Below are 17,108 nucleotides of genomic sequence, written 5' to 3' on the forward strand. Positions count from 1 at the left end.
GGTCACACCCTTTCCGTCGGGTTTCTGTTGGTTCCGCTGGGCTTCAGCATGGAGTCTCGTGGGTCGAACGGGCACCCGCCACCGTCGATGTGAGCCAGATACTCGTCGCGGAAGTATTCGAGCGACGACATCACCGGGCTCGCGGCTCCATCACCCAACGCGCAGAACGACTTTCCCAAGATGGAGTCGGAAATGTCGGACAATTTGTCGAGATCCTCGGGCGTGCCCGCTCCGGTTTCCAGCCGCTCGTAGATCTTGTCCAGCCAGAAGGTGCCTTCCCGGCACGGGGTGCACTTGCCGCATGATTCGTGCTTGTAGAACTCGGTCCAGCGCCGTACCGCGCGGACGACGCAGGTGGTGTCGTCGAAGATCTCCAGCGCCTTGGTCCCCAGCATCGAGCCGGCCGCACCGACACCCTCGTAGTCCAGCGGTACGTCCAAATGTTCGGCGGTAAGCAGTGGTGTTGAGGACCCGCCGGGCGTCCAAAACTTCAGCCGTTGCCCCGCTCGCACCCCGCCGGCGTAGTCGAGCAACTCCCGCAACGTGATTCCCAGCGGCGCCTCGTATTGGCCGGGGCGGGTCACGTGCCCGGACAGCGAGTAGAGGGTGAATCCAGGCGATTTCTCGCTGCCCATCGAGCGGAACCAGTCGATGCCGTTGAGCACGATCGACGGGACGCTGGCGATCGTTTCGACGTTGTTGATCACCGTGGGGCAGCCGTAGAGGCCCGACACCGCGGGAAACGGTGGGCGCAGCCGTGGCTGGCCGCGCCGGCCTTCCAGCGAATCGAGCAGTGCGGTCTCTTCGCCACAGATGTAGGCGCCGGCGCCGGCATGTACGACAAGCTCCAGGCTGAAGCCGGAACCGGCGACATCGCGGCCGAGGAAGCCAGCGGCGTAGGCCTCGGCCACCGCGTTCTGCAGCCGCCGCAGCACCGGCAGCACTTCACCACGCACGTAGATAAACGCATGGTTGGCCCGGATTGCGTAGGCGGCAATGATGATGCCCTCGATGAGCACATGCGGCGTCGCCAACATCAGCGGGATGTCTTTGCACGTACCGGGTTCGGATTCGTCGGCGTTGACCACGAGATAGTGCGGCTTCGCGGCGGCCCCAGTGGCGCCTTGCGGGATGAACGACCACTTGGTTCCGGTGGAGAAGCCGGCGCCACCGCGTCCGCGCAGTCCCGAGTCCTTGACGGTTCCGATGACGTCGTCGGGATCCATGGCCAGGGCCTTCGTCATGGCCTGATAGCCGCCGTGGCGTTGGTAGGTCGCCAGTGTCCACGATTCGGGATCGTCCCAGTAGCGGCTGATCACCGGTGTCAGCGGCGTTGCCTGGGCGCTGGACGTTGTGGTCCCCGACGTTGTGGTCATGGACGGCCTTCCGGCCCTGGGGGGGCTTGCATGTCGTTTTCTTGCGCCACCCGCAAACCGGCCAGCGTGGCCGCACCGGCTCCGCCTTGGCCTTCGTCACGACGCTGGTCGGGTTGGCCCGCCAGAATGCGGGACGTTTCCCGGAAGGCGCACAGCGGAGCGCCCCGGGTAGGCGCTTGCGGTGTGCCGGAGCGCAAGGAGTCGACCAGCTCCCGGGCCGACTCGGGGGTCTGGTTGTCGAAGAACTCCCAGTTGACCATCACCACCGGCGCGAAATCGCAGGCAGCGTTGCATTCAATATGTTGTAAGGTGATCGCCCTGTCGGCCGTGGTCTCGTCGTGCCCGACGCCCAGGTGGTCTTTGAGCGCCTCGAATATGGCATCGCCGCCCATCACCGCGCACAGCGTGTTGGTGCACACACCGACCAGGTACTCACCGGTGGGTTCGCGGCGGTACATGGTGTAGAAGCTGGCCACCGCGGACACCTCGGCGCCGGTCAGGCCCAACTGGTCAGCGCAGAATGTCAGGCCCGCCGGGGTCAGGTAGGAGTCCTCGGCCTGAACCAGGTGCAACAACGGCAAGAGTGCTGAACGCTCGTTGGGATACCGGGCGATGATCTCCTTGGCGTCGACTTCCAGCCGCGCCTGCACGTCTGCTGAATACGACTGCGGGGCACCGTCGACCTGGAATTGCCCGGGCTCTTCGGGTGGCGGCCCGAGCTGGAGGAATACCGGCTGACCGTCGGGCGCCTGCGTCATCGGTCCACCCCGCCCATCACCGGGTCGATGCTGGCGACCGCGGCGATCAAATCGGCGACCATCGAGCCTTCGCACATCGCGGCAACCGACTGCAGGTTGGTGAAGGACGGGTCCCGGTAGTGCACCCGGTAGGGGCGGGTACCGCCGTCGCTGACCATGTGCACGCCGAGCTCACCTCGTGGTGATTCCACCGACACGTAGACCTGGCCCGGCGGAACGCGAATTCCCTCGGTAACCAACTTGAAGTGGTGAATCAACGCTTCCATCGAGCCGCCCATGATTTTCGCGATGTGCTCCGGGGAGTTGCCCATTCCGTCGGGGCCGACTTCGAGATCGGCGGGCCAAGCGATTTTGCGGTCGGAGACCATGACCGGTCCCGGACGCAACTTGTCCAGGCACTGCTCCACAATCTTCACCGATTCCCACATCTCCTTGACGCGAATCATGTAGCGCCCGTAAGCATCACAACGATCATCGGTGATCACGTCGAACTCGTAGTTCTCGTATCCGCAATAGGGCTCGCTCTTGCGCAGGTCGTGGGGCAATCCGGTGGACCGCAGAATCGGGCCGGTGATGCCCAGGGCCATGCATCCGGTCAAGTCCAGGTAGCCCACACCCTCGGTGCGGGCCTTCCAGATGGCGTTTTCGTTGAGGAGGTCGCCCATCTCGCGCAGCGGTTGGCGCAACTGCTTGAGTGCTTCGGCGATCTCGCTGGCCGCATTGTCGGGTAGGTCTTGAGCCACCCCGCCGGGTCGGATGTAGGCGCTGTTCATCCGCAAACCGGTGATGGATTCGAACAGCTTCAGGATGATCTCTCGTGCCCGGAACCCAACGAACATCGGGGTCATGGCACCCAGCTCCATGCCGCCGGTCGCTAATGCCACCAGATGCGATGAGATCCGGTTGAGCTCCATCATCATCACCCGGATCACGTTGACCCGTTCGGGTATCTCGTCGGTGATCCCGAGCAGTTTTTCCACGCCCAGGCAGTAGGCAGTTTCGTTGAAGAACGGGGACAGGTAATCCATCCGGGTCACGAAGGTGACGCCCTGTGCCCAGTAGCGGTATTCGAGATTCTTCTCAATGCCGGTGTGTAGATAGCCGATTCCGCATCGAGCCTCGATGACCGTTTCACCCTCGATCTCGAGGATCAGCCGGAGTACCCCGTGGGTGGAGGGGTGCTGGGGTCCCATGTTGACCACGATGCGTTCACCGGGGTCCGCATCGCGCGCGGCCGCAACGATCTCATCCCAGTCTTGGCCGCCGGCAACCACAAGGGTCTCGGCGGCGCCGCTCCCGTCCTGCGTCGTCGCGGTGGATTTGCCCATCACTGGTAGCCCCTCCGCTCGTCGGGCGGGGGTATCTGCGCGCCCTTGTATTCCACTGGAACGCCGCCCAGTGGGTAGTCCTTGCGTTGCGGATGCCCCTGCCAATCGTCGGGCATCTCGATTCGGGTCAGCGACGGATGGCCGTCGAAAATGATCCCGAAGAAGTCGTAGGTCTCGCGCTCGTGCCAGTCGTTGGTCGGGTAGACGGCAAACAGCGACGGAATGTGCGGATCACTGTCGGGCGCCGAGACTTCCAGTCGCAGGCGGCGGCCATGGGTGATCGACTGCAATGGGTAGACGGCGTGCAGTTCCCGCTCGGTCTCGTGCGGGTAGTGCACCCCGTTGACGCCGAGGCACAGTTCGAAACGCAGTTCCGGTTCGTCGCGCAGATGCTGGGCCACCTGCGGCAGCAGATCCCGACGGACGTGCAGGGTCAGCTCGTCGCGGTCCACCACGACTTTCTCAATCGCGCTGTCGGCGTCGATATCGCTGCGCCGGAGGGCCTCGGCGAGCTGATCGACCACGTCGTCGAAGTAGCTGCCGTACGGCCGCGGACTACTGCCCGGGAGCACGACTTCGCGCACCAACCGTCCGTATCCCGAGGTATCGCCGGTGCCGCTGATTCCGAACATGCCGCGGCGAACGTCGACTATTTCGCCACCGCCGGCCGCTGGTACCTCGGGGCCGGAACCGCCGGCAGCCTCGCGTGGATCCTGGTCCGGCGGGCTCATCGCAGCAGTCCGCGCATCTCGATCGTGGGCCTGGCCCCCAGCGCCGCCTCTTCCGCTTCGGCGATGGCGCGTTCCCGGTTGACGCCGAGCGGCATTTCCTGAATCTTCTCGTGCAGCTTCAGAATTGCGTACAGCAGCATCTCGGGACGCGGCGGGCAGCCGGGCAGGTAGATGTCGACCGGTACGACGTGGTCCACGCCCTGGACGATCGCGTAGTTGTTGAACATGCCGCCGGACGATGCGCACACGCCCATGGCCAGAACCCATTTCGGCTCGGCCATCTGGTCGTAGATCTGGCGCAGCACCGGCGCCATCTTCTGACTGACCCGGCCGGCCACGATCATCAGATCGGCTTGTCGCGGCGTCGCCGAGAACCGCTCCATTCCGAACCGCGCGAGGTCGAATCTCGGCCCGGCGGTCGCCATCATTTCGATTGCGCAGCAGGCGAGCCCGAAGGTCGCCGGCCACAGTGAGTTCTTCCGGACGTAGCCGGCTACCTTTTCGACTGTCGACAGCAGGATCCCGCCGGGCAGCTGTTCTTCCAGGCCCACGACCTACCTCAATCCCATTTCGGCCCTCAATCCCACGTCAGGCCTCCGCGGCGCCACACATAGGCATAAGCTACGAACACCGTCAGCATGAATATCGCCATTTCGACCAGCGCGAACGTGCCCAACGAGTCGTAGCTGACGGCCCATGGGTAGAGGAACACGATTTCGATGTCGAACACGATGAACAACATTGCGGTCAGGTAGTACTTGATCGGGAAGCGCTGCCCGCTTGACGCAGGGGCGCCGCTGGCCCCGGTACTGGCTGGAGTGTCGGTGGGTTCGATCCCGCATTCGTAGGCGGCCAGTTTTGAGCGGTTGAACCGCGACGGTCCGACGAGGCTCGCGATCACGACCGACACCACCGCGAAAGCGGCCGCCACCGCCGCCAGTACCAGGATGGGTATGTAGACGTTCAACTCGCTCCATGGTGCGTCGTACGTGCCGCCGGCACGTGGCCGGGCGGTTGACTGGGCTGCTGTGATGGACCGGGCTTGTGGGCCGTCACCGTGACCTTAAACATAGTCGCGGGGCGGCCGGCGCACATGTCCGGGGTCGGCCTTGCGGCGCCCGCAGTATTCGATGACGACCGCACGATTCGATACCGGCCCGAGTCGTGGGTGCCGCCGGGACAGCACAACGAAGCGCAGTTCAGCGCAGGTCAACGCCGTTCAACGGCGCCCGGGGCCACATCGATGAATGTTTCGTTAATCGCAGGAGAAGCCAAGGGTGTCTCGCTACTGTCGGCACCATCGGCTAATCCACGTATTTCGCGAACTCCGCTTGAAATCGACAAACGATCTGGGAGGATTCGAGCTGTGAGTTTTGTATCGCTGCCGCCGGAGATTAACTCCCTGCGAATGTTCATTGGCGCGGGCACCGCGCCCATGTTGTCGGCGGCTGCGGCCTGGGATGGCCTTGCCGAAGAGTTGGGAATTGCGGCGCAATCGTTCTCATCGGTGACGTCCGGGTTGGCGGGTCAGGCATGGCAAGGCGCGGCAGCCATGGCGATGGCGGCCGCGGCCGCTCCCTACGCGGGCTGGCTCACCGCGGCGGCAGCTCAGTCCGCCGGAGCGGCGGGGCAGGCGCGCTCGGTGGCCAGCATCTTTGAGGCGGCCCAAGCCGCGACGGTGCTCCCGGAGGCGGTGTCGGCCAACCGCAACGCCTTCGTGCAGCTGGTGATGTCGAACCTGTTCGGTCAGAATGCGCCGGCGATAGCGGCGGCCGAGGCACTGTACGAAGAGATGTGGGCTGCGGATGTGGCCGCGATGTCGGGGTACTACGCCGGAGCGTCGGCGGTAGCCCAGCAGGTGGTGCCGTGGTCGAGCGTACTGCAGAAATTCCCGGGTCTGGCCGGTGCCGGCGCCGGCGCCACTGGCGACTCTGCAGCCGTCGGCGGTGCTCAGGGCGCCACCGGCGGCGCCGTCGGTGGCGGCGCGGTCGTGGGCGCCGGAGGTGCCGGCCTTGTGGGCGGAGTCGGTGCCGCCAGCGCCGGCGCAAGCAGCGGAGGTGCCGCCAGCTACGCCACCACTGCGGGCGGCGAGAGCGCTGGCGCGGGGGTTGCGCCGGCAAGTTCGACCTCGGCCAATGCAGGCGTGGGCGATGCCGGCATGGGCGGTGCCCATTTGGGCGGTGGTGCCATGATGGCGCCTATGGGCGCCGCAATGTTGGCGGCCAATGCCGCTCGTAGCGGTTCCGGGGGTGGTGGTCAGCCTGGCAACGGTGAGGCGAACGCTGGGGCCGCGAGTGCCGAGGCTTCAACTCAGCAAGCCGAAACACCGGACTCCATGGCTCAGGAAGTGGAAGCGCCGGAATCTGAGGCGCAGGAAGTCGCGCCATCGGCTCCACAGATAGCGGTACTGTCAACGTCGACTCCGGAAGTGGCGGCGGAGGGAGCCCCAGTGCTCAATGTCCAGGCGAGTCGCGGAAAGGGATCTGGAATCCCGCAGTCGACACTGCGCTCCGCGCGAGCTGGTACTAGCCCAGAGAGTGAAGCGCAGGAAGCTTCCGAGACCCCCGCGGAGGCGGAGGCAGCAGCGCCGACCTTGCGGCCGGAAGCGGCAACGGGGGAGTTGCGGCCCCGGGACACGCAAGAAGAGCGAATTCAGGTTCGCGGCGGCTGATCTTCGAGGATTACAGCGCCGGGGCGCGCAAGAGGCCGAGCACCGTCTGTCCCAGCACAATGGGGTCGATGGGATGGGGTACCGCGGCTTCGGCTCGTGACCAGCTGGCCAGCCAAGCATCGTCAGGGCGCCCGGTTAGCACCACAATCGGCGGGCACGTCTCCAGTTCGTCTTTGAGCTGCTTGGCGATTCCCATGCCTCCGGTCGGGGTCGCCTCGCCGTCGAGGATGGCAAGGTCAATGCCTCCTTCATCCATCCGACGCACGACCATCGGACCGGTTGCGACTTCGACGTAGGTCAACGCCGGCAGGTCCGGGTGTAGCCGCTTGCCCAACGCCTGCATCACCTCGTCGCGGGTCTGGACGTTGTCGCTGTAGACGAGGATCCGCAGGGCAGGTGTGGAGGCGGTCACGCTGCAGATGGTACTGGTGGCGTCGCTACCCTACTGGGGCGCCCGCACGAAGACGACGTCGGCTGACGCGGTTGCCGTCGCGCCGATTGCGCCGAGCTTGTTCCAACCCAGGCCGAACCTGGACCGATCGAGTTGCGCTTCCCCAGATATGCGCACCGCACCGTCACCGAGGTCGGTGATTGTCACGGGCAAGGGTACTGGCGCGCTCTGTCCTTTGACGGTGAAGTCGGCCCGCAGGTCGGCGGCCTTGCCGGAGGTGGGCGCCAATGCGGTCACGACAACACTCATCTGCGGAAATCGGTCGGCATCGAAGAAATCGGCGGCAAGTAGGTGCTGGTCGCGGCGGTTGATGCCGGTGCGCAGCGACGCGACCATGATGTCGACTCTGCCGAACACCGCGCCCTTGGCGGTGAGCTGGCCGTCGCCACTGAAGTCGGTGAACGCGCCCTTGACGGTGAGCAAGCCCCACATGTTCTTGACCTTGAACGTCACGCTCGAGCGATCTGGGACCAGATTCCACACCCCTGCCGAATCGGGATCACCCAGCAGCGTCTCCAACGTTGTCATCGTCACCTCGTCTGTTGTGGTCGTTCGAGCAGTGGTGCGAGCTCGGCCGGGTCGAAGTATTCGTCGATGCGATTGATCAGGCCCACGGCGTTGATCTTGATCACGATACAAACTCGGATCGAGATCGGTCGGCCGGTGCGCCCGGTCGCGCGTAACACGTGTTGTTGTACGAAGCCCCTACTGGCGCCGTCGTCGAAGACCCGGCGGTCGAGAAGCTGATAGCGGCGCGCGGTGGTCGCGGAGGTGAACCATGCGATGACCCGCAGTGCGCGGGCCTTGTCGTCATCTTTGCCGGCGCCGACCCGCCACACCGCGATGTCGTCGCTCCACAATCGGTCGACCGCCGCGATGTCGCCGTTCTCGATGGCCGTGAACAGTGTGTCGGCCACCTCCACGATGGCTTCGGCCGCGGTTGCGGGGGTAGGGGGCACGAGACTGGCTCCTATTCGTCGTCGTATCCGGGATGAGCAACCGCCAACCGATGGCGTACCAGAGCGCGCATACAGGAGACGAGCTCGTCGTCGCGGCCGTCGAGTTCGCCAGCCCGGATAGCGGCGGCGAGGCCGGCCTCGTCGGCGAAGCCCAGGCCGGCCAGGCCCGCTCGCACCCCGGATTCGACGGGAGCGAGGAGTTCGCGCTCGACAATGCGCAGCGCGTTGGCCGCCACCCTGGCATGAAAGTTGACCTGTCCGCCGGTCGCCTCCCGCACATCGCCTTCCAGGAACTCGGCGGCAGCGGCTACGAGTTCGGCCGCGGTTGGACGCCCGTATTCGGCATTCACGACGCGCCCCTATCGAGTAGTTGCAGCAGATCCCATTCGGTCTCGCATACCCGGCGGCCGATCGTTGCCAACTCCACCGAGCGGACCTGCCCGCTTAAGTGGCGCTGTGCCTGGTAGCGGCAGATGACACCCCAGCGCAAGGTGGCCAGTACCAGCCACCAATGAAACGCCGCCCGATCAACGTCGGTGGCGCTGGCTTCTTCGTACGCGTGCAGGAAACTGTCGATACTGCCCAGACCCCCGGCGCCACGGCTCGCCGGAGCACCGAATCGCCAGGCTCGGATGCAGAACCAGGCTAGGTCTTCGTACGCCTCGCCCACATGGACGAGTTCCCAGTCCAGAACGGCGGCCAGAACGGGGGCACTGCCGGATCCGTCGATGATGAGGTTTCCCATGCGGTAGTCGCCGTGAACGAGAACCGCCGGTGACGACGGTGGGCGATGTCTAGCCAGCCAGCGGAATGCCCACTCGAAGGTCGCGGTGGTGTCTTCCATGGCATCTAGGCGTTCCCGCCAGACGGCGAGCTGGTCCCCCTGGGCCAAGCCCGGATCGTTCGACTCGGCCCGGTGGATGGCAGCCAGGGCCTGCGCGCAGCGGCGCACCAACCGCTCGCGACCTGGTTCGTCCAGTTGGCGCTGGATTCGCCGGACGATTGTTTCGCCAGCGATGTGTTCGCAGATCAAGAACGGATTTCCGAGTGCTGCATCCGAATCGTCGGCGATCAGGATGGGCGGCACCGGCGCTCCGGCCGCTGCGGCGGCCGCTTGCACCCGCGCCTCCAGTTCCATGCCGGCGTGTACGTCGTCGGGCGGTCCGATGCGCAGGATCAGCGCCCGGCGCCCTTCGCCGGTGATGGCGTCGAACGCCCACGTGCTGCGGCTGGCTCCGCCGGTGAGGATGCGCATGTTGTCGATTGCTACCTGGGTACCGAGACGGGGAGCCAGCACGGCGGCCACGCCGTCGGGTAGCTGGGTCACTTCTTGCCGAACTTGAACAGCCGCTGCGCAACCCGGCGAATCTGAATCTCCTCCGCTCCTTCGGTGATCCGGTAGCGGCGGTGATGGCGGTAGATGTGCTCGAACGGTTCGTGACGGCTGTATCCCACGCCGCCGAATACCTGCATGGCGCGGTCGGCCGCCTCGCACACCAGCCGATTCGCGCGGTAATTCGCCATCGACACCTTGTCCGACACTTCCATGTGGTGGTCGCGGTCCAGGTGCGACGCCGCGTAGTACACCAACAGCCGCACCATCTGAGCCTCCGTCTGAAGTTCGACAAGCGGCCACTGCACGGCTTGGTTCACCGCCAGCGGCTTGCCGAACACCGTGCGTTCGGTGGCGTAGGCGACAGCCCGGTCGATGCAGTGCTGTGCGGCACCCAGGCTGCTGGCGGCTTGGCGAATCCTGTTTTCGTGGAGGAAGGTCTGACCCACCTCGAGGCCACGGTCGACCTCGCCGAGCACCGCGTCCGCGGGTACGGCGACGTTGGTGAGTTCCACTTCGCCGTGGTCGGTCGGCATGTTGAACGTCCACCAGTAGTAGGGCACTGTGAAGCCGGGAGTGTTGGTGGGTACCAGGAACGCCGTGATGCCCCGAGCTTGACCGGGCTCACCTGATGTGCGGGCGAACACCAGGTCATGCGTGGCGCGATGCACGCCAGTGTTGAACCGTTTGGCGCCGTTGATGATCCAGCCTTCTCCGGATTCCTCGGCGCGGGTTTCGAGCCAGGTGGCGTCCGACCCGTGATGCGGCTCGGTCAATCCGAAAGCCATCGACCGCTCGCCGGTGATGAGGGCCTCGGTCCATTCCTTCTTCTGCGCTTCGGTGCCGAACCGGTCCATCATGATGACCTGCGGGAAGTTGCCGACGATCGACGACTCGTTCTGCAGGTCGTTGTGCAGCCCGAGCCCCTTGTGGGCCAGGTGTTCGCGGATGACGGCCATGTCGATATTGGTTCCATCGCGGCCGCCGAACTGTGCGGGGAGCCCATAGCGCAGCCAGCCGGCTTTGTCGGCGCGCCTGCGCATCTCGCCGAGCAGATCCTCCCATTCTCGGCATGGAATGCCGCCGTTCTCCCAGTCGGTGCGGGCATGCTCTCGCCGATGGTCGAAGTATTGGATGTTTTCTCGCTCCAGCGGCGCAATCTCGGCCTCGATGAACTCGTCCATCGCGGTCAGTAGTCTCGGAAGGTGTTCTGGGAGAGTGAAATCCACGTTTGATCTCCTTACTGGTCTCCTTGCTCGCCGTACAGGGTTTTCTTCCAGACCGTTGCCAGGGTCTTGATGGCGTCCTCGTCGCTGATCTCGATCCCGAGACTCTCGATGCCTGACGCTCCCCCGAACACTGTTGTGAAGTTCTCGAATAGCAAGGCGATTGCGGCGGCAGTGTGAGCCGGATCGAGTCGTGACCCGAAGCCCTGCTCTTGCGCACGCCGCACGGATGCGGCGACGATTTCGATGCCGAAACGCCGAAACTCGTTCTGGACGTCGGCGAAACGTCGCTGGGTTGCGGCCAGCTGGGCGACAGCGATCATGATGCCGATGTTTTGTTTGAAGATGTTCCAGTAGCCGGTGACCACCGAGGTGAAGAACGCATCGTCGTCCGGCGAGTCCGGCAGGGAGAGGCTCAATCCGGACGGCGTGACCACATCGTGCAGAAACGATTCGGCCAGCACGGCCAGCAGATCTTCTTTGTCGGTGAAGTACCGATAGAACACTGCTGACGACTTGCCCGCGGCCGACGTGATATCGGCCAAGGTGGTCCCGTGAAATCCGTGCTCGGCGAACAGCCTGCGCGCAGCTTGCTCGATGGCCTCGCGGGTTTGGCGGCCTTTGGAACTGAGCACTTGCGGCGCTCCTGCGGCGGGCATCAGTTGCGGATCCGGTCCCCCGCGCGGAGCAGGGCGCCCGGCAAGTCGTGGCCGACGACGGATCGCGCTACTTCGGCTGCGGCGGTCGTGGCCTGCAGGTCGATGCCGACGTCAAAACCGCTGTCGGTCAACAGATACACCAGATCCTCGGTAGCGATGTTGCCCGTCGCGCCCGGCGCAAAGGGGCAACCGCCGAGTCCGCCGACCGATGCGTCAAGCCGGGTAACGCCGGAGCCGACGGCGGCGTAGGCGCTGGCCAAGCCGGTCCCGCGGGTGTTGTGGAAGTGTCCGCCCAGCGGCATGTCTCCGATTACCGGGCGCAGTTGTGCGATCAGCGAAGTCACTCGCCCGGGGGCGGCGGTGCCGATAGTGTCGGCGATCGAGAATCGGTCCACGCCCTCATCGACGGCGGCGCCCGCGAGGTCGAGGACCAGCTGTGGGGGGGTGGGCCCCGCGAAGGGGCAGTCCCATGCGGTGGCGACGATGACCTCGACCGTCGTGTCGCTGTCGTGGGCGATGGCGACGATCTCACCGATGTGGTTGGTGGCTGCGGCGGTGCTGCGCCCAACGTTGGCCATACTGAATTCGTCGCTGGCCGCCACGACGTATTCGATCGACCTCAATCCCGCGGCGACCGCGCGTCGTGCGCCATTCGGGCTGGCGATCAACGCGGAGAATTCGATGTCCGGGTAGCAGTTGAGTTCCGCGGCGAGTTCGGCGGCGTCGGCCATCGACGGGACCTTCGATGGTGACACGAAAGCCGTGGCTTCCACCTCGCGGACTCCGGTGGCGGCGATTGCCGCCAACAGTTCGAGTTTGGCCTTCAGTGGGATGGGTTTCTCAATCTGCAGGCCGTCGCGCAGCGCCACCTCGCGGATCGTGACCCATGGCAAGGGCTGATTCACAGCACCTCCTCAGTGCGCAACTCGTTGAGTTCCGCCGGTGTCTTGCCCAGCAGACCCCGATAGATCTCGTCGTTGTGCTGGCCCGGGTGCGCTGGGCCGGCATTGCGAACGCGGCCTGGGGATTCGGAGAGCACTGGCACGATTCCGGGTCCTAGAACGTCGCGCTGGACTCGTTCGTCGTAGTGGTCGACGAGCATGCCGCGGGCCCGCAACTGTGCGTCGTTGACCACCTCGGCGACGGTGTTGATTGGTCCGGCGATCACGCCAGCGGCGGAAAGCGATTCGATGATGTCGCCCGATTGCCGCTCGACGGCCCACGTGCCGATGATCTTGTCGAGTTCGTCTTGATTGCGGCCGCGGGCACCGTGGGTGGCGAACCGGTCATCGGTGGCCAGCTCCGGGCGCCCGATCGCATGACACAGTCGGACGAACACGGTGTCCTGGTTGGCCGCGATGACGACCCAAGACCCGTCCGCGCTGCGGTAGATATTCGATGGCGCAATGCCCTCCAGCCGGGTTCCGGACGGTCCGCGCACTACGCCGCCGACGTCGTAGTCCGGGATCGTGGATTCTTGTACCGCCAGGCACGATTCGGTGAGCGCGACGTCGACAACTTGGCCCCGGCCGGTGATGCCGCGACGGTACAGCGCCGCCAAGGCGCCCTGAGCGCCGAACATGCCGGCGAGACTGTCTCCCAACGACAACGCGAGTCGCGGCGGCGGCCCGCCGGGGAATCCATTGAGGTGACGTAGTCCGCTGGCCGCTTCGGCGACCGAGGCGTACCCGGCCTTGTGCGAGTCAGGTCCAGTTTGTCCGTAGCCCGAGACCCGGACCAGAATGATGCCCGGGTTGCGTTCGCTGAGTACGTCGTAGCCCAGGTCCCACTTCTCCAGCGTGCCCGGGCGGAAATTCTCCACCACGATGTCGGACCGATCGACGAGATCCAGGAACAGATCCCGCCCGCGGGGCCGACGCAGGTCGAGCGTGATGGCCCGTTTGTTGCGGGCATGCACCGTCCAGAAGACGTGGTGCCCGTCGAGTTCGGCCTGCCCCCAGTTTCGCAATGGGTCCGGCGCACCAGGCGGCTCCACCTTGATGACGTCGGCGCCCATATCAGCCAACAGCCGGCCGGCGAACGGTCCGGCGATCAGGGTTCCGAGCTCGAGCACGCGGATTCCATCGAGCGGTCCGGCACACTCGGTAGTCATTCGGCCCTCGCGAAGTCGTGGCGGATCAGCCAGTCGGTGACAATGTCGACAGCCTGCCGCAGCTTGTCGCGCTGGTCGCTGCCAGCGTAATAGTGTGTGGCACCGGGGATTTCGTACATCTCCTTGTCAGGATGACCAATGGCCTGGAAAAGCCGTCGGGTATGGCTGGGCGTGCAGGCGTTGTCGGCTAGGTTACCGATGACCAGCGCCGGGATCACCAGATCTCGCCCGCAGACCACGCCGTCGCCGTGAGCGTCGTCGTAACTCCATTGCGACAGCCAGCTGCGCAGCGTGCAGAAGCGGGCCAGCCCAACTGGGCTCATGTTGACCAGTTGGGGTTCACCGAGGTAGCAGGTGCCGGGGGTGCGTTCGTTGGGATCGATTGCCGGATCGAGCCAGCGGGGGTCGGCCATGGTCCCGTGGACGACGAATCCGAACTCGTCATCCGGGCGTCCTTGAGCAGACAGTTCGGCGAGTTTCTTCTTGACCCACGCCGTGATTCTGCGGTTGCGGTCGACTTGGGCCTGCCGGTAGCGGGTCACAAATTCGGGGCTGTACGGCGGTTGGTTGGGGTTGTCGGGATGGTAAAGATCGAGCTCCGGATCGCGCTTGGTGGGGTCGGACTCGTCGAGGATGGACGCGTCCAGCCATTCGGTCAGCGTGCCATGCCGGCTGATGTGGGCGGCGAGCAGCATGATGCCGTCAGCAGCTGGCAAGTCCAGCGCGGTGAGGTCAGGGCCGTCGCCGGATGGGCTCGACGTGACGGTCGGATGCTGGGCCTGCTGCTGGTAGAACACCGACAGCGAGCCGCCACCGCTCCAGCCGCCGAGGACCACCCGTTGGTAACCCAGGCGGGTTTTGGCGTCTTTGATGCACTCACCCAGATCCTCGACGACCTTCTCCATCAAGAGCGCTGTGTCGGTGCCGCGGAATCTGCTGTTGCAATAGATGACATGGTGGCCGGCCCGCGCCAGCGCATTGATCATCGGCAGATAAGCGCCCCCGCCGATCGGGTGCATGAATACCACAACGGTGTCTGACGGCCTATCTGTCGGCTTGAGCAGAAAGCTTTCCAGCACCGTAATTTCGGCAAGCCCGCCGTAGACATCGCGGACACCGGAATGGTTCTGGAAGGCAACGAGATAGGGGATCCGCTCGTATTCGTGCCGTACAACCTGGGCGTCTCCCATGGCTAGTGATGTCCCAGCTGGTGTGCGAGCACCTCGGCCGATGGCGTCAGTCTTCGGCGGGTATCGATGGCGATGACTTGCCAGTCCACCCGCGCATACTCATCGAACTTGCGGCGGGCACGCTCCCGTGCCTTCTCGGGTGCGCCATGATGAACCCCTTGCGGCGCATGGGAGATCAAACCCGGCGGCATCGGAATGCCGTACAGCGAACCGCCATGGAAGAACGCGATCTCGTCGTAGTCGACATTGCGGTGATACCAGGGAGTGCGTTCGGTGCCGGGCACGCCCTCGGCGGGTTTGGGCAGAAAGTTCATCACGTAGACACCGGCTGCCTGCATGAACAGATGCACGGTGGGGGGCAGGTGAACACTATCGGAGGTGATGACGTTGTAGTCGTCGATGTTGAAGCTGAACGCGAAGTTGTCGCCGCGCCAGCCTTCGACATCCATTGGATTGTGTTGATAGAAGAGCGTTGTCGGGCCACCTTCGTGGACGAGTCGGACTTCGTATTCGTCGAGACCTGGTTGGAGCGGGTCGTCCGCCATGGGGGCGGGTTCGGGGATGGTCGCTTGCGAGGGATCGAAGGGAAAGTGGCGCCCCAGCGAGCCCGGTGGCGGTATCCGAAACTCGTCGCTGGCCTCGATCATCAGCAATGTCGTCTCGCGCTCCGGCACCTGACGCCAGGTGCAGGCTTTCGGGATGTAGAGCCAGTCACCCTCCCGGTAGCTCAGCTCTCCGAACTCGGTTTGGGCCAGACCGGCGCCTCGGTGGACGAAGCACAACAGGTCACCGTCGACATGGCGGGTGTAGAAGGGCATCGGGTCGCTGCGGCGGCTGAGCATGATGCGGCAGTCGGCGTTGCTGAACATTCGCAGCGGGCCGCCGTTGGCGTCGGTGGCGTCGGTGGGCTCTAGCTCGCTGGATAGCACGTCGATCGGGCGCAGTGGACCGATCGCACGGTAGGCGGTGGGATCGTGGCGGCGGTAGATGTTCGCGGTCCGTCCCGTGAAGCCGCCTCGCCCCAGCTCATCGTCCATGAGCCCGTTGAGGTCGGCATGCAGGCGCCGTGGCGTTTTGCCTTTTCGCAGGTGGACGAAGGATTCCATGGCTTGCTCCCGGGCAGTCTCACAAAACTAAAAGTGACATTACTTTTTCTTTCGGGCGGCCGCAAGGTACTGCCGATGGCGCGCTGCCTAGTCGCGGATGCGCAGTACGACCTTTCCCTTGGCGGCGCGATTCTCCAGAGATGCGACCGCGGCCGCGGCTTGGTCCAACGGATAGACGATGGGCTCCGGAGGGGGCAGCTGGCCTGAGCTGAGCAGTTCCTCGAGTGCGACCCATTGTTCGGTCAGCGCGCCGGGGTGAACTCCGGCCCAGGCCCCCCAGCCAACGCCGATCACGTCAATATTGTTGAGCAGCAGCCGGTTTACCTTCACGGTAGGAATTTCGCCGCCGGTGAAGCCGACAACCAACAACCGGCCCGCGGGGGCAAGTGAGCGCAGGGAGTCGGTGAACCGGTCGCCGCCCACCGGGTCGACGACGATGTCAACGCCGCGGCCGTCTGTTAACTCTTTGACCGCGTCCTTGAAGCCATCGGTCAACACCACATCGGTTGCGCCGGCCGCCGTCGCGATCTCACCCTTCTGTGCGGTGCTGACCACCGCGATGGTGCGCGACGCCCCGAGGGCGGGAGCCAGGCGCAGTGCCGACGTTCCGATTCCGCCGGCGGCCCCATGCACGAGCACTGTCTCGCCGGGCTGGAGCCGGCCGCGGACGGTGAGCGCGAAATACACGGTCAGGTCGTTGAACAGCACGCCGGCGCCCGCTTCGAAGCTGACGTTGTCGGGCAGCGTGAACACTCGGTCGGGCGACAGTACCGCTACTTCGGCCATGCCGCCGGTGAGCATGGTCAGTCCGGCAACACGGTCGCCGGGACCCACGTGTGCGTCGGCTGGCGCCGATCGAACGACGCCCGCGATCTCAGCCCCCAACACGAAGGGCGGTTTCGGTCGGTACTGGTAGAGGCCGCGCGTGAGGAGAGCGTCCGGGAAGGCCACTCCGGCCGCGTGCACGTCGACCACCACGCCGTCACCGGCGGGTTCGTCGACTTCCGTCACTTCGATTGCGTCGGGACCTTCTAGTCGAGTCACCATTGCTGCGCGCATGCCACCTCCGTTGTCAGCCGGGGGCCGGGTAGTTCGGTATGGCCCCGGACATCCCTTAGGGCCTCAATCTAGAACGCGCCGCCGACGCCCATGTCGGCGCGGTTGCGCCGTTGGCGCGGCCGGAGTTGGTCGCGCGCGCTGAACAGGT

At 65.1% G+C, this 17,108-nt stretch carries 19 protein-coding genes; 1 reads left to right on the forward strand and 18 read right to left on the reverse strand.

Annotated features, from left to right (window positions below):
• Positions 1-2: 2 nt before the first annotated feature.
• From nuoF to F6B93_RS06080, 6 genes are read right to left on the reverse strand one after another with little or no spacing between them, the layout of a single operon-like run.
• The gene (gene nuoF / locus F6B93_RS06055; protein ID WP_211698288.1) at positions 3-1,376 is read right to left on the reverse strand and encodes an NADH-quinone oxidoreductase subunit NuoF; all 1,374 of its coding nucleotides are present in this window, start codon (positions 1,374-1,376) and stop codon (positions 3-5) included.
• Positions 1,373-2,134, reverse strand: coding sequence for an NADH-quinone oxidoreductase subunit NuoE (nuoE, locus tag F6B93_RS06060; protein ID WP_211698289.1), 762 nt, complete (start codon positions 2,132-2,134; stop codon positions 1,373-1,375). Before nuoE ends, nuoF begins: the two co-directional genes overlap by 4 nt.
• Entirely contained in the window at positions 2,131-3,462 is a 1,332-nt protein-coding gene (gene nuoD / locus F6B93_RS06065; RefSeq protein ID WP_211699300.1) for an NADH dehydrogenase (quinone) subunit D, read from the reverse strand. The genes nuoE and nuoD overlap by 4 nt, the downstream gene beginning before the upstream one ends.
• Entirely contained in the window at positions 3,462-4,193 is a 732-nt protein-coding gene (locus tag F6B93_RS06070; RefSeq protein ID WP_211698290.1) for an NADH-quinone oxidoreductase subunit C, read from the reverse strand. The genes nuoD and F6B93_RS06070 overlap by 1 nt, the downstream gene beginning before the upstream one ends.
• Positions 4,190-4,744, reverse strand: coding sequence for a NuoB/complex I 20 kDa subunit family protein (locus tag F6B93_RS06075; protein WP_211698291.1), 555 nt, complete (start codon positions 4,742-4,744; stop codon positions 4,190-4,192). Before F6B93_RS06075 ends, F6B93_RS06070 begins: the two co-directional genes overlap by 4 nt.
• Before the next feature lie 26 nt (positions 4,745-4,770).
• Positions 4,771-5,160 (reverse strand): NADH-quinone oxidoreductase subunit A, encoded by a 390-nt coding sequence (locus F6B93_RS06080; protein WP_211698292.1) that lies wholly within the window; start codon positions 5,158-5,160, stop codon positions 4,771-4,773.
• 399 nt (positions 5,161-5,559) lie between these two features.
• Here F6B93_RS06080 and F6B93_RS06085 point away from each other — a divergent pair, with 399 nt between their 5' ends.
• Positions 5,560-6,864: a PPE family protein gene (locus F6B93_RS06085; RefSeq protein WP_211698293.1), complete on the forward strand. Its 1,305-nt coding sequence runs from the start codon at positions 5,560-5,562 to the stop codon at positions 6,862-6,864.
• Between the two features lie 10 nt (positions 6,865-6,874).
• On the opposite strand, the gene F6B93_RS06090 is transcribed toward F6B93_RS06085, so the two are convergent.
• From F6B93_RS06090 to F6B93_RS06145, 12 genes are all read right to left on the reverse strand, one after another.
• Entirely contained in the window at positions 6,875-7,276 is a 402-nt protein-coding gene (locus F6B93_RS06090; protein ID WP_211698294.1) for an Rv3143 family two-component system response regulator, read from the reverse strand.
• Positions 7,277-7,306: 30 nt separating this feature from the next.
• Positions 7,307-7,843, reverse strand: coding sequence for a YceI family protein (locus F6B93_RS06095; protein WP_211698295.1), 537 nt, complete (start codon positions 7,841-7,843; stop codon positions 7,307-7,309).
• 2 nt (positions 7,844-7,845) lie between these two features.
• Positions 7,846-8,274 carry a nuclear transport factor 2 family protein gene (locus F6B93_RS06100; protein WP_211698296.1) on the reverse strand — a complete coding sequence of 143 codons (429 nt, stop codon included), beginning with the start codon at positions 8,272-8,274 and terminating at the stop codon, positions 7,846-7,848.
• A gap of 11 nt (positions 8,275-8,285) precedes the next feature.
• On the reverse strand, positions 8,286-8,624 hold the full coding sequence (locus F6B93_RS06105; protein ID WP_211698297.1) for a DUF6285 domain-containing protein: 339 nt from the start codon (positions 8,622-8,624) through the stop codon (positions 8,286-8,288).
• Positions 8,621-9,601 (reverse strand): phosphotransferase family protein, encoded by a 981-nt coding sequence (locus tag F6B93_RS06110; RefSeq protein ID WP_246541017.1) that lies wholly within the window; start codon positions 9,599-9,601, stop codon positions 8,621-8,623. The genes F6B93_RS06105 and F6B93_RS06110 overlap by 4 nt, the downstream gene beginning before the upstream one ends.
• Positions 9,598-10,836 (reverse strand): acyl-CoA dehydrogenase family protein, encoded by a 1,239-nt coding sequence (locus F6B93_RS06115; protein WP_211698298.1) that lies wholly within the window; start codon positions 10,834-10,836, stop codon positions 9,598-9,600. The genes F6B93_RS06110 and F6B93_RS06115 overlap by 4 nt, the downstream gene beginning before the upstream one ends.
• A gap of 11 nt (positions 10,837-10,847) precedes the next feature.
• A complete protein-coding gene (locus tag F6B93_RS06120; protein WP_211698299.1) occupies positions 10,848-11,492 on the reverse strand; it encodes a TetR/AcrR family transcriptional regulator in 645 nt (214 codons plus the stop codon).
• Entirely contained in the window at positions 11,492-12,385 is an 894-nt protein-coding gene (locus F6B93_RS06125) for a hydroxymethylglutaryl-CoA lyase (protein ID WP_211699302.1), read from the reverse strand. Before F6B93_RS06125 ends, F6B93_RS06120 begins: the two co-directional genes overlap by 1 nt.
• A gap of 8 nt (positions 12,386-12,393) precedes the next feature.
• Entirely contained in the window at positions 12,394-13,605 is a 1,212-nt protein-coding gene (locus tag F6B93_RS06130; protein ID WP_211698300.1) for a CaiB/BaiF CoA transferase family protein, read from the reverse strand.
• Positions 13,602-14,795 carry an alpha/beta hydrolase gene (locus F6B93_RS06135; RefSeq protein ID WP_211698301.1) on the reverse strand — a complete coding sequence of 398 codons (1,194 nt, stop codon included), beginning with the start codon at positions 14,793-14,795 and terminating at the stop codon, positions 13,602-13,604. The genes F6B93_RS06130 and F6B93_RS06135 overlap by 4 nt, the downstream gene beginning before the upstream one ends.
• A gap of 2 nt (positions 14,796-14,797) precedes the next feature.
• Positions 14,798-15,901 (reverse strand): homogentisate 1,2-dioxygenase, encoded by a 1,104-nt coding sequence (locus F6B93_RS06140; RefSeq protein ID WP_211698302.1) that lies wholly within the window; start codon positions 15,899-15,901, stop codon positions 14,798-14,800.
• Positions 15,902-15,988: 87 nt separating this feature from the next.
• The gene (locus tag F6B93_RS06145; protein WP_211698303.1) at positions 15,989-16,960 is read right to left on the reverse strand and encodes an NADPH:quinone oxidoreductase family protein; all 972 of its coding nucleotides are present in this window, start codon (positions 16,958-16,960) and stop codon (positions 15,989-15,991) included.
• Between the last annotated feature and the right edge of the window lie 148 nt (positions 16,961-17,108).

Origin of the sequence: Mycobacterium spongiae (assembly GCF_018278905.1) — a bacterium.
GTDB classification, from domain to species: domain Bacteria; phylum Actinomycetota; class Actinomycetes; order Mycobacteriales; family Mycobacteriaceae; genus Mycobacterium; species Mycobacterium spongiae.

Bases quoted from the DNA above. Each gene is read 5' to 3' on its own strand.
- F6B93_RS06140 (WP_211698302.1), bottom strand. From the start codon at position 15,901: ATGGAATCCTTCGTCCACCTGCGAAAAGGCAAAACGCCACGGCGCCTG.
- F6B93_RS06120 (WP_211698299.1), bottom strand. From the start codon at position 11,492: ATGCCCGCCGCAGGAGCGCCGCAAGTGCTCAGTTCCAAAGGCCGCCAA.
- F6B93_RS06095 (WP_211698295.1), bottom strand. From the start codon at position 7,843: ATGACAACGTTGGAGACGCTGCTGGGTGATCCCGATTCGGCAGGGGTG.
- F6B93_RS06130 (WP_211698300.1), bottom strand. From the start codon at position 13,605: ATGACTACCGAGTGTGCCGGACCGCTCGATGGAATCCGCGTGCTCGAG.
- nuoF (WP_211698288.1), bottom strand. From the start codon at position 1,376: ATGACCACAACGTCGGGGACCACAACGTCCAGCGCCCAGGCAACGCCG.
- F6B93_RS06070 (WP_211698290.1), bottom strand. From the start codon at position 4,193: ATGAGCCCGCCGGACCAGGATCCACGCGAGGCTGCCGGCGGTTCCGGC.
- F6B93_RS06135 (WP_211698301.1), bottom strand. From the start codon at position 14,795: ATGGGAGACGCCCAGGTTGTACGGCACGAATACGAGCGGATCCCCTAT.
- nuoE (WP_211698289.1), bottom strand. From the start codon at position 2,134: ATGACGCAGGCGCCCGACGGTCAGCCGGTATTCCTCCAGCTCGGGCCG.
- nuoD (WP_211699300.1), bottom strand. From the start codon at position 3,462: ATGGGCAAATCCACCGCGACGACGCAGGACGGGAGCGGCGCCGCCGAG.
- F6B93_RS06145 (WP_211698303.1), bottom strand. From the start codon at position 16,960: ATGCGCGCAGCAATGGTGACTCGACTAGAAGGTCCCGACGCAATCGAA.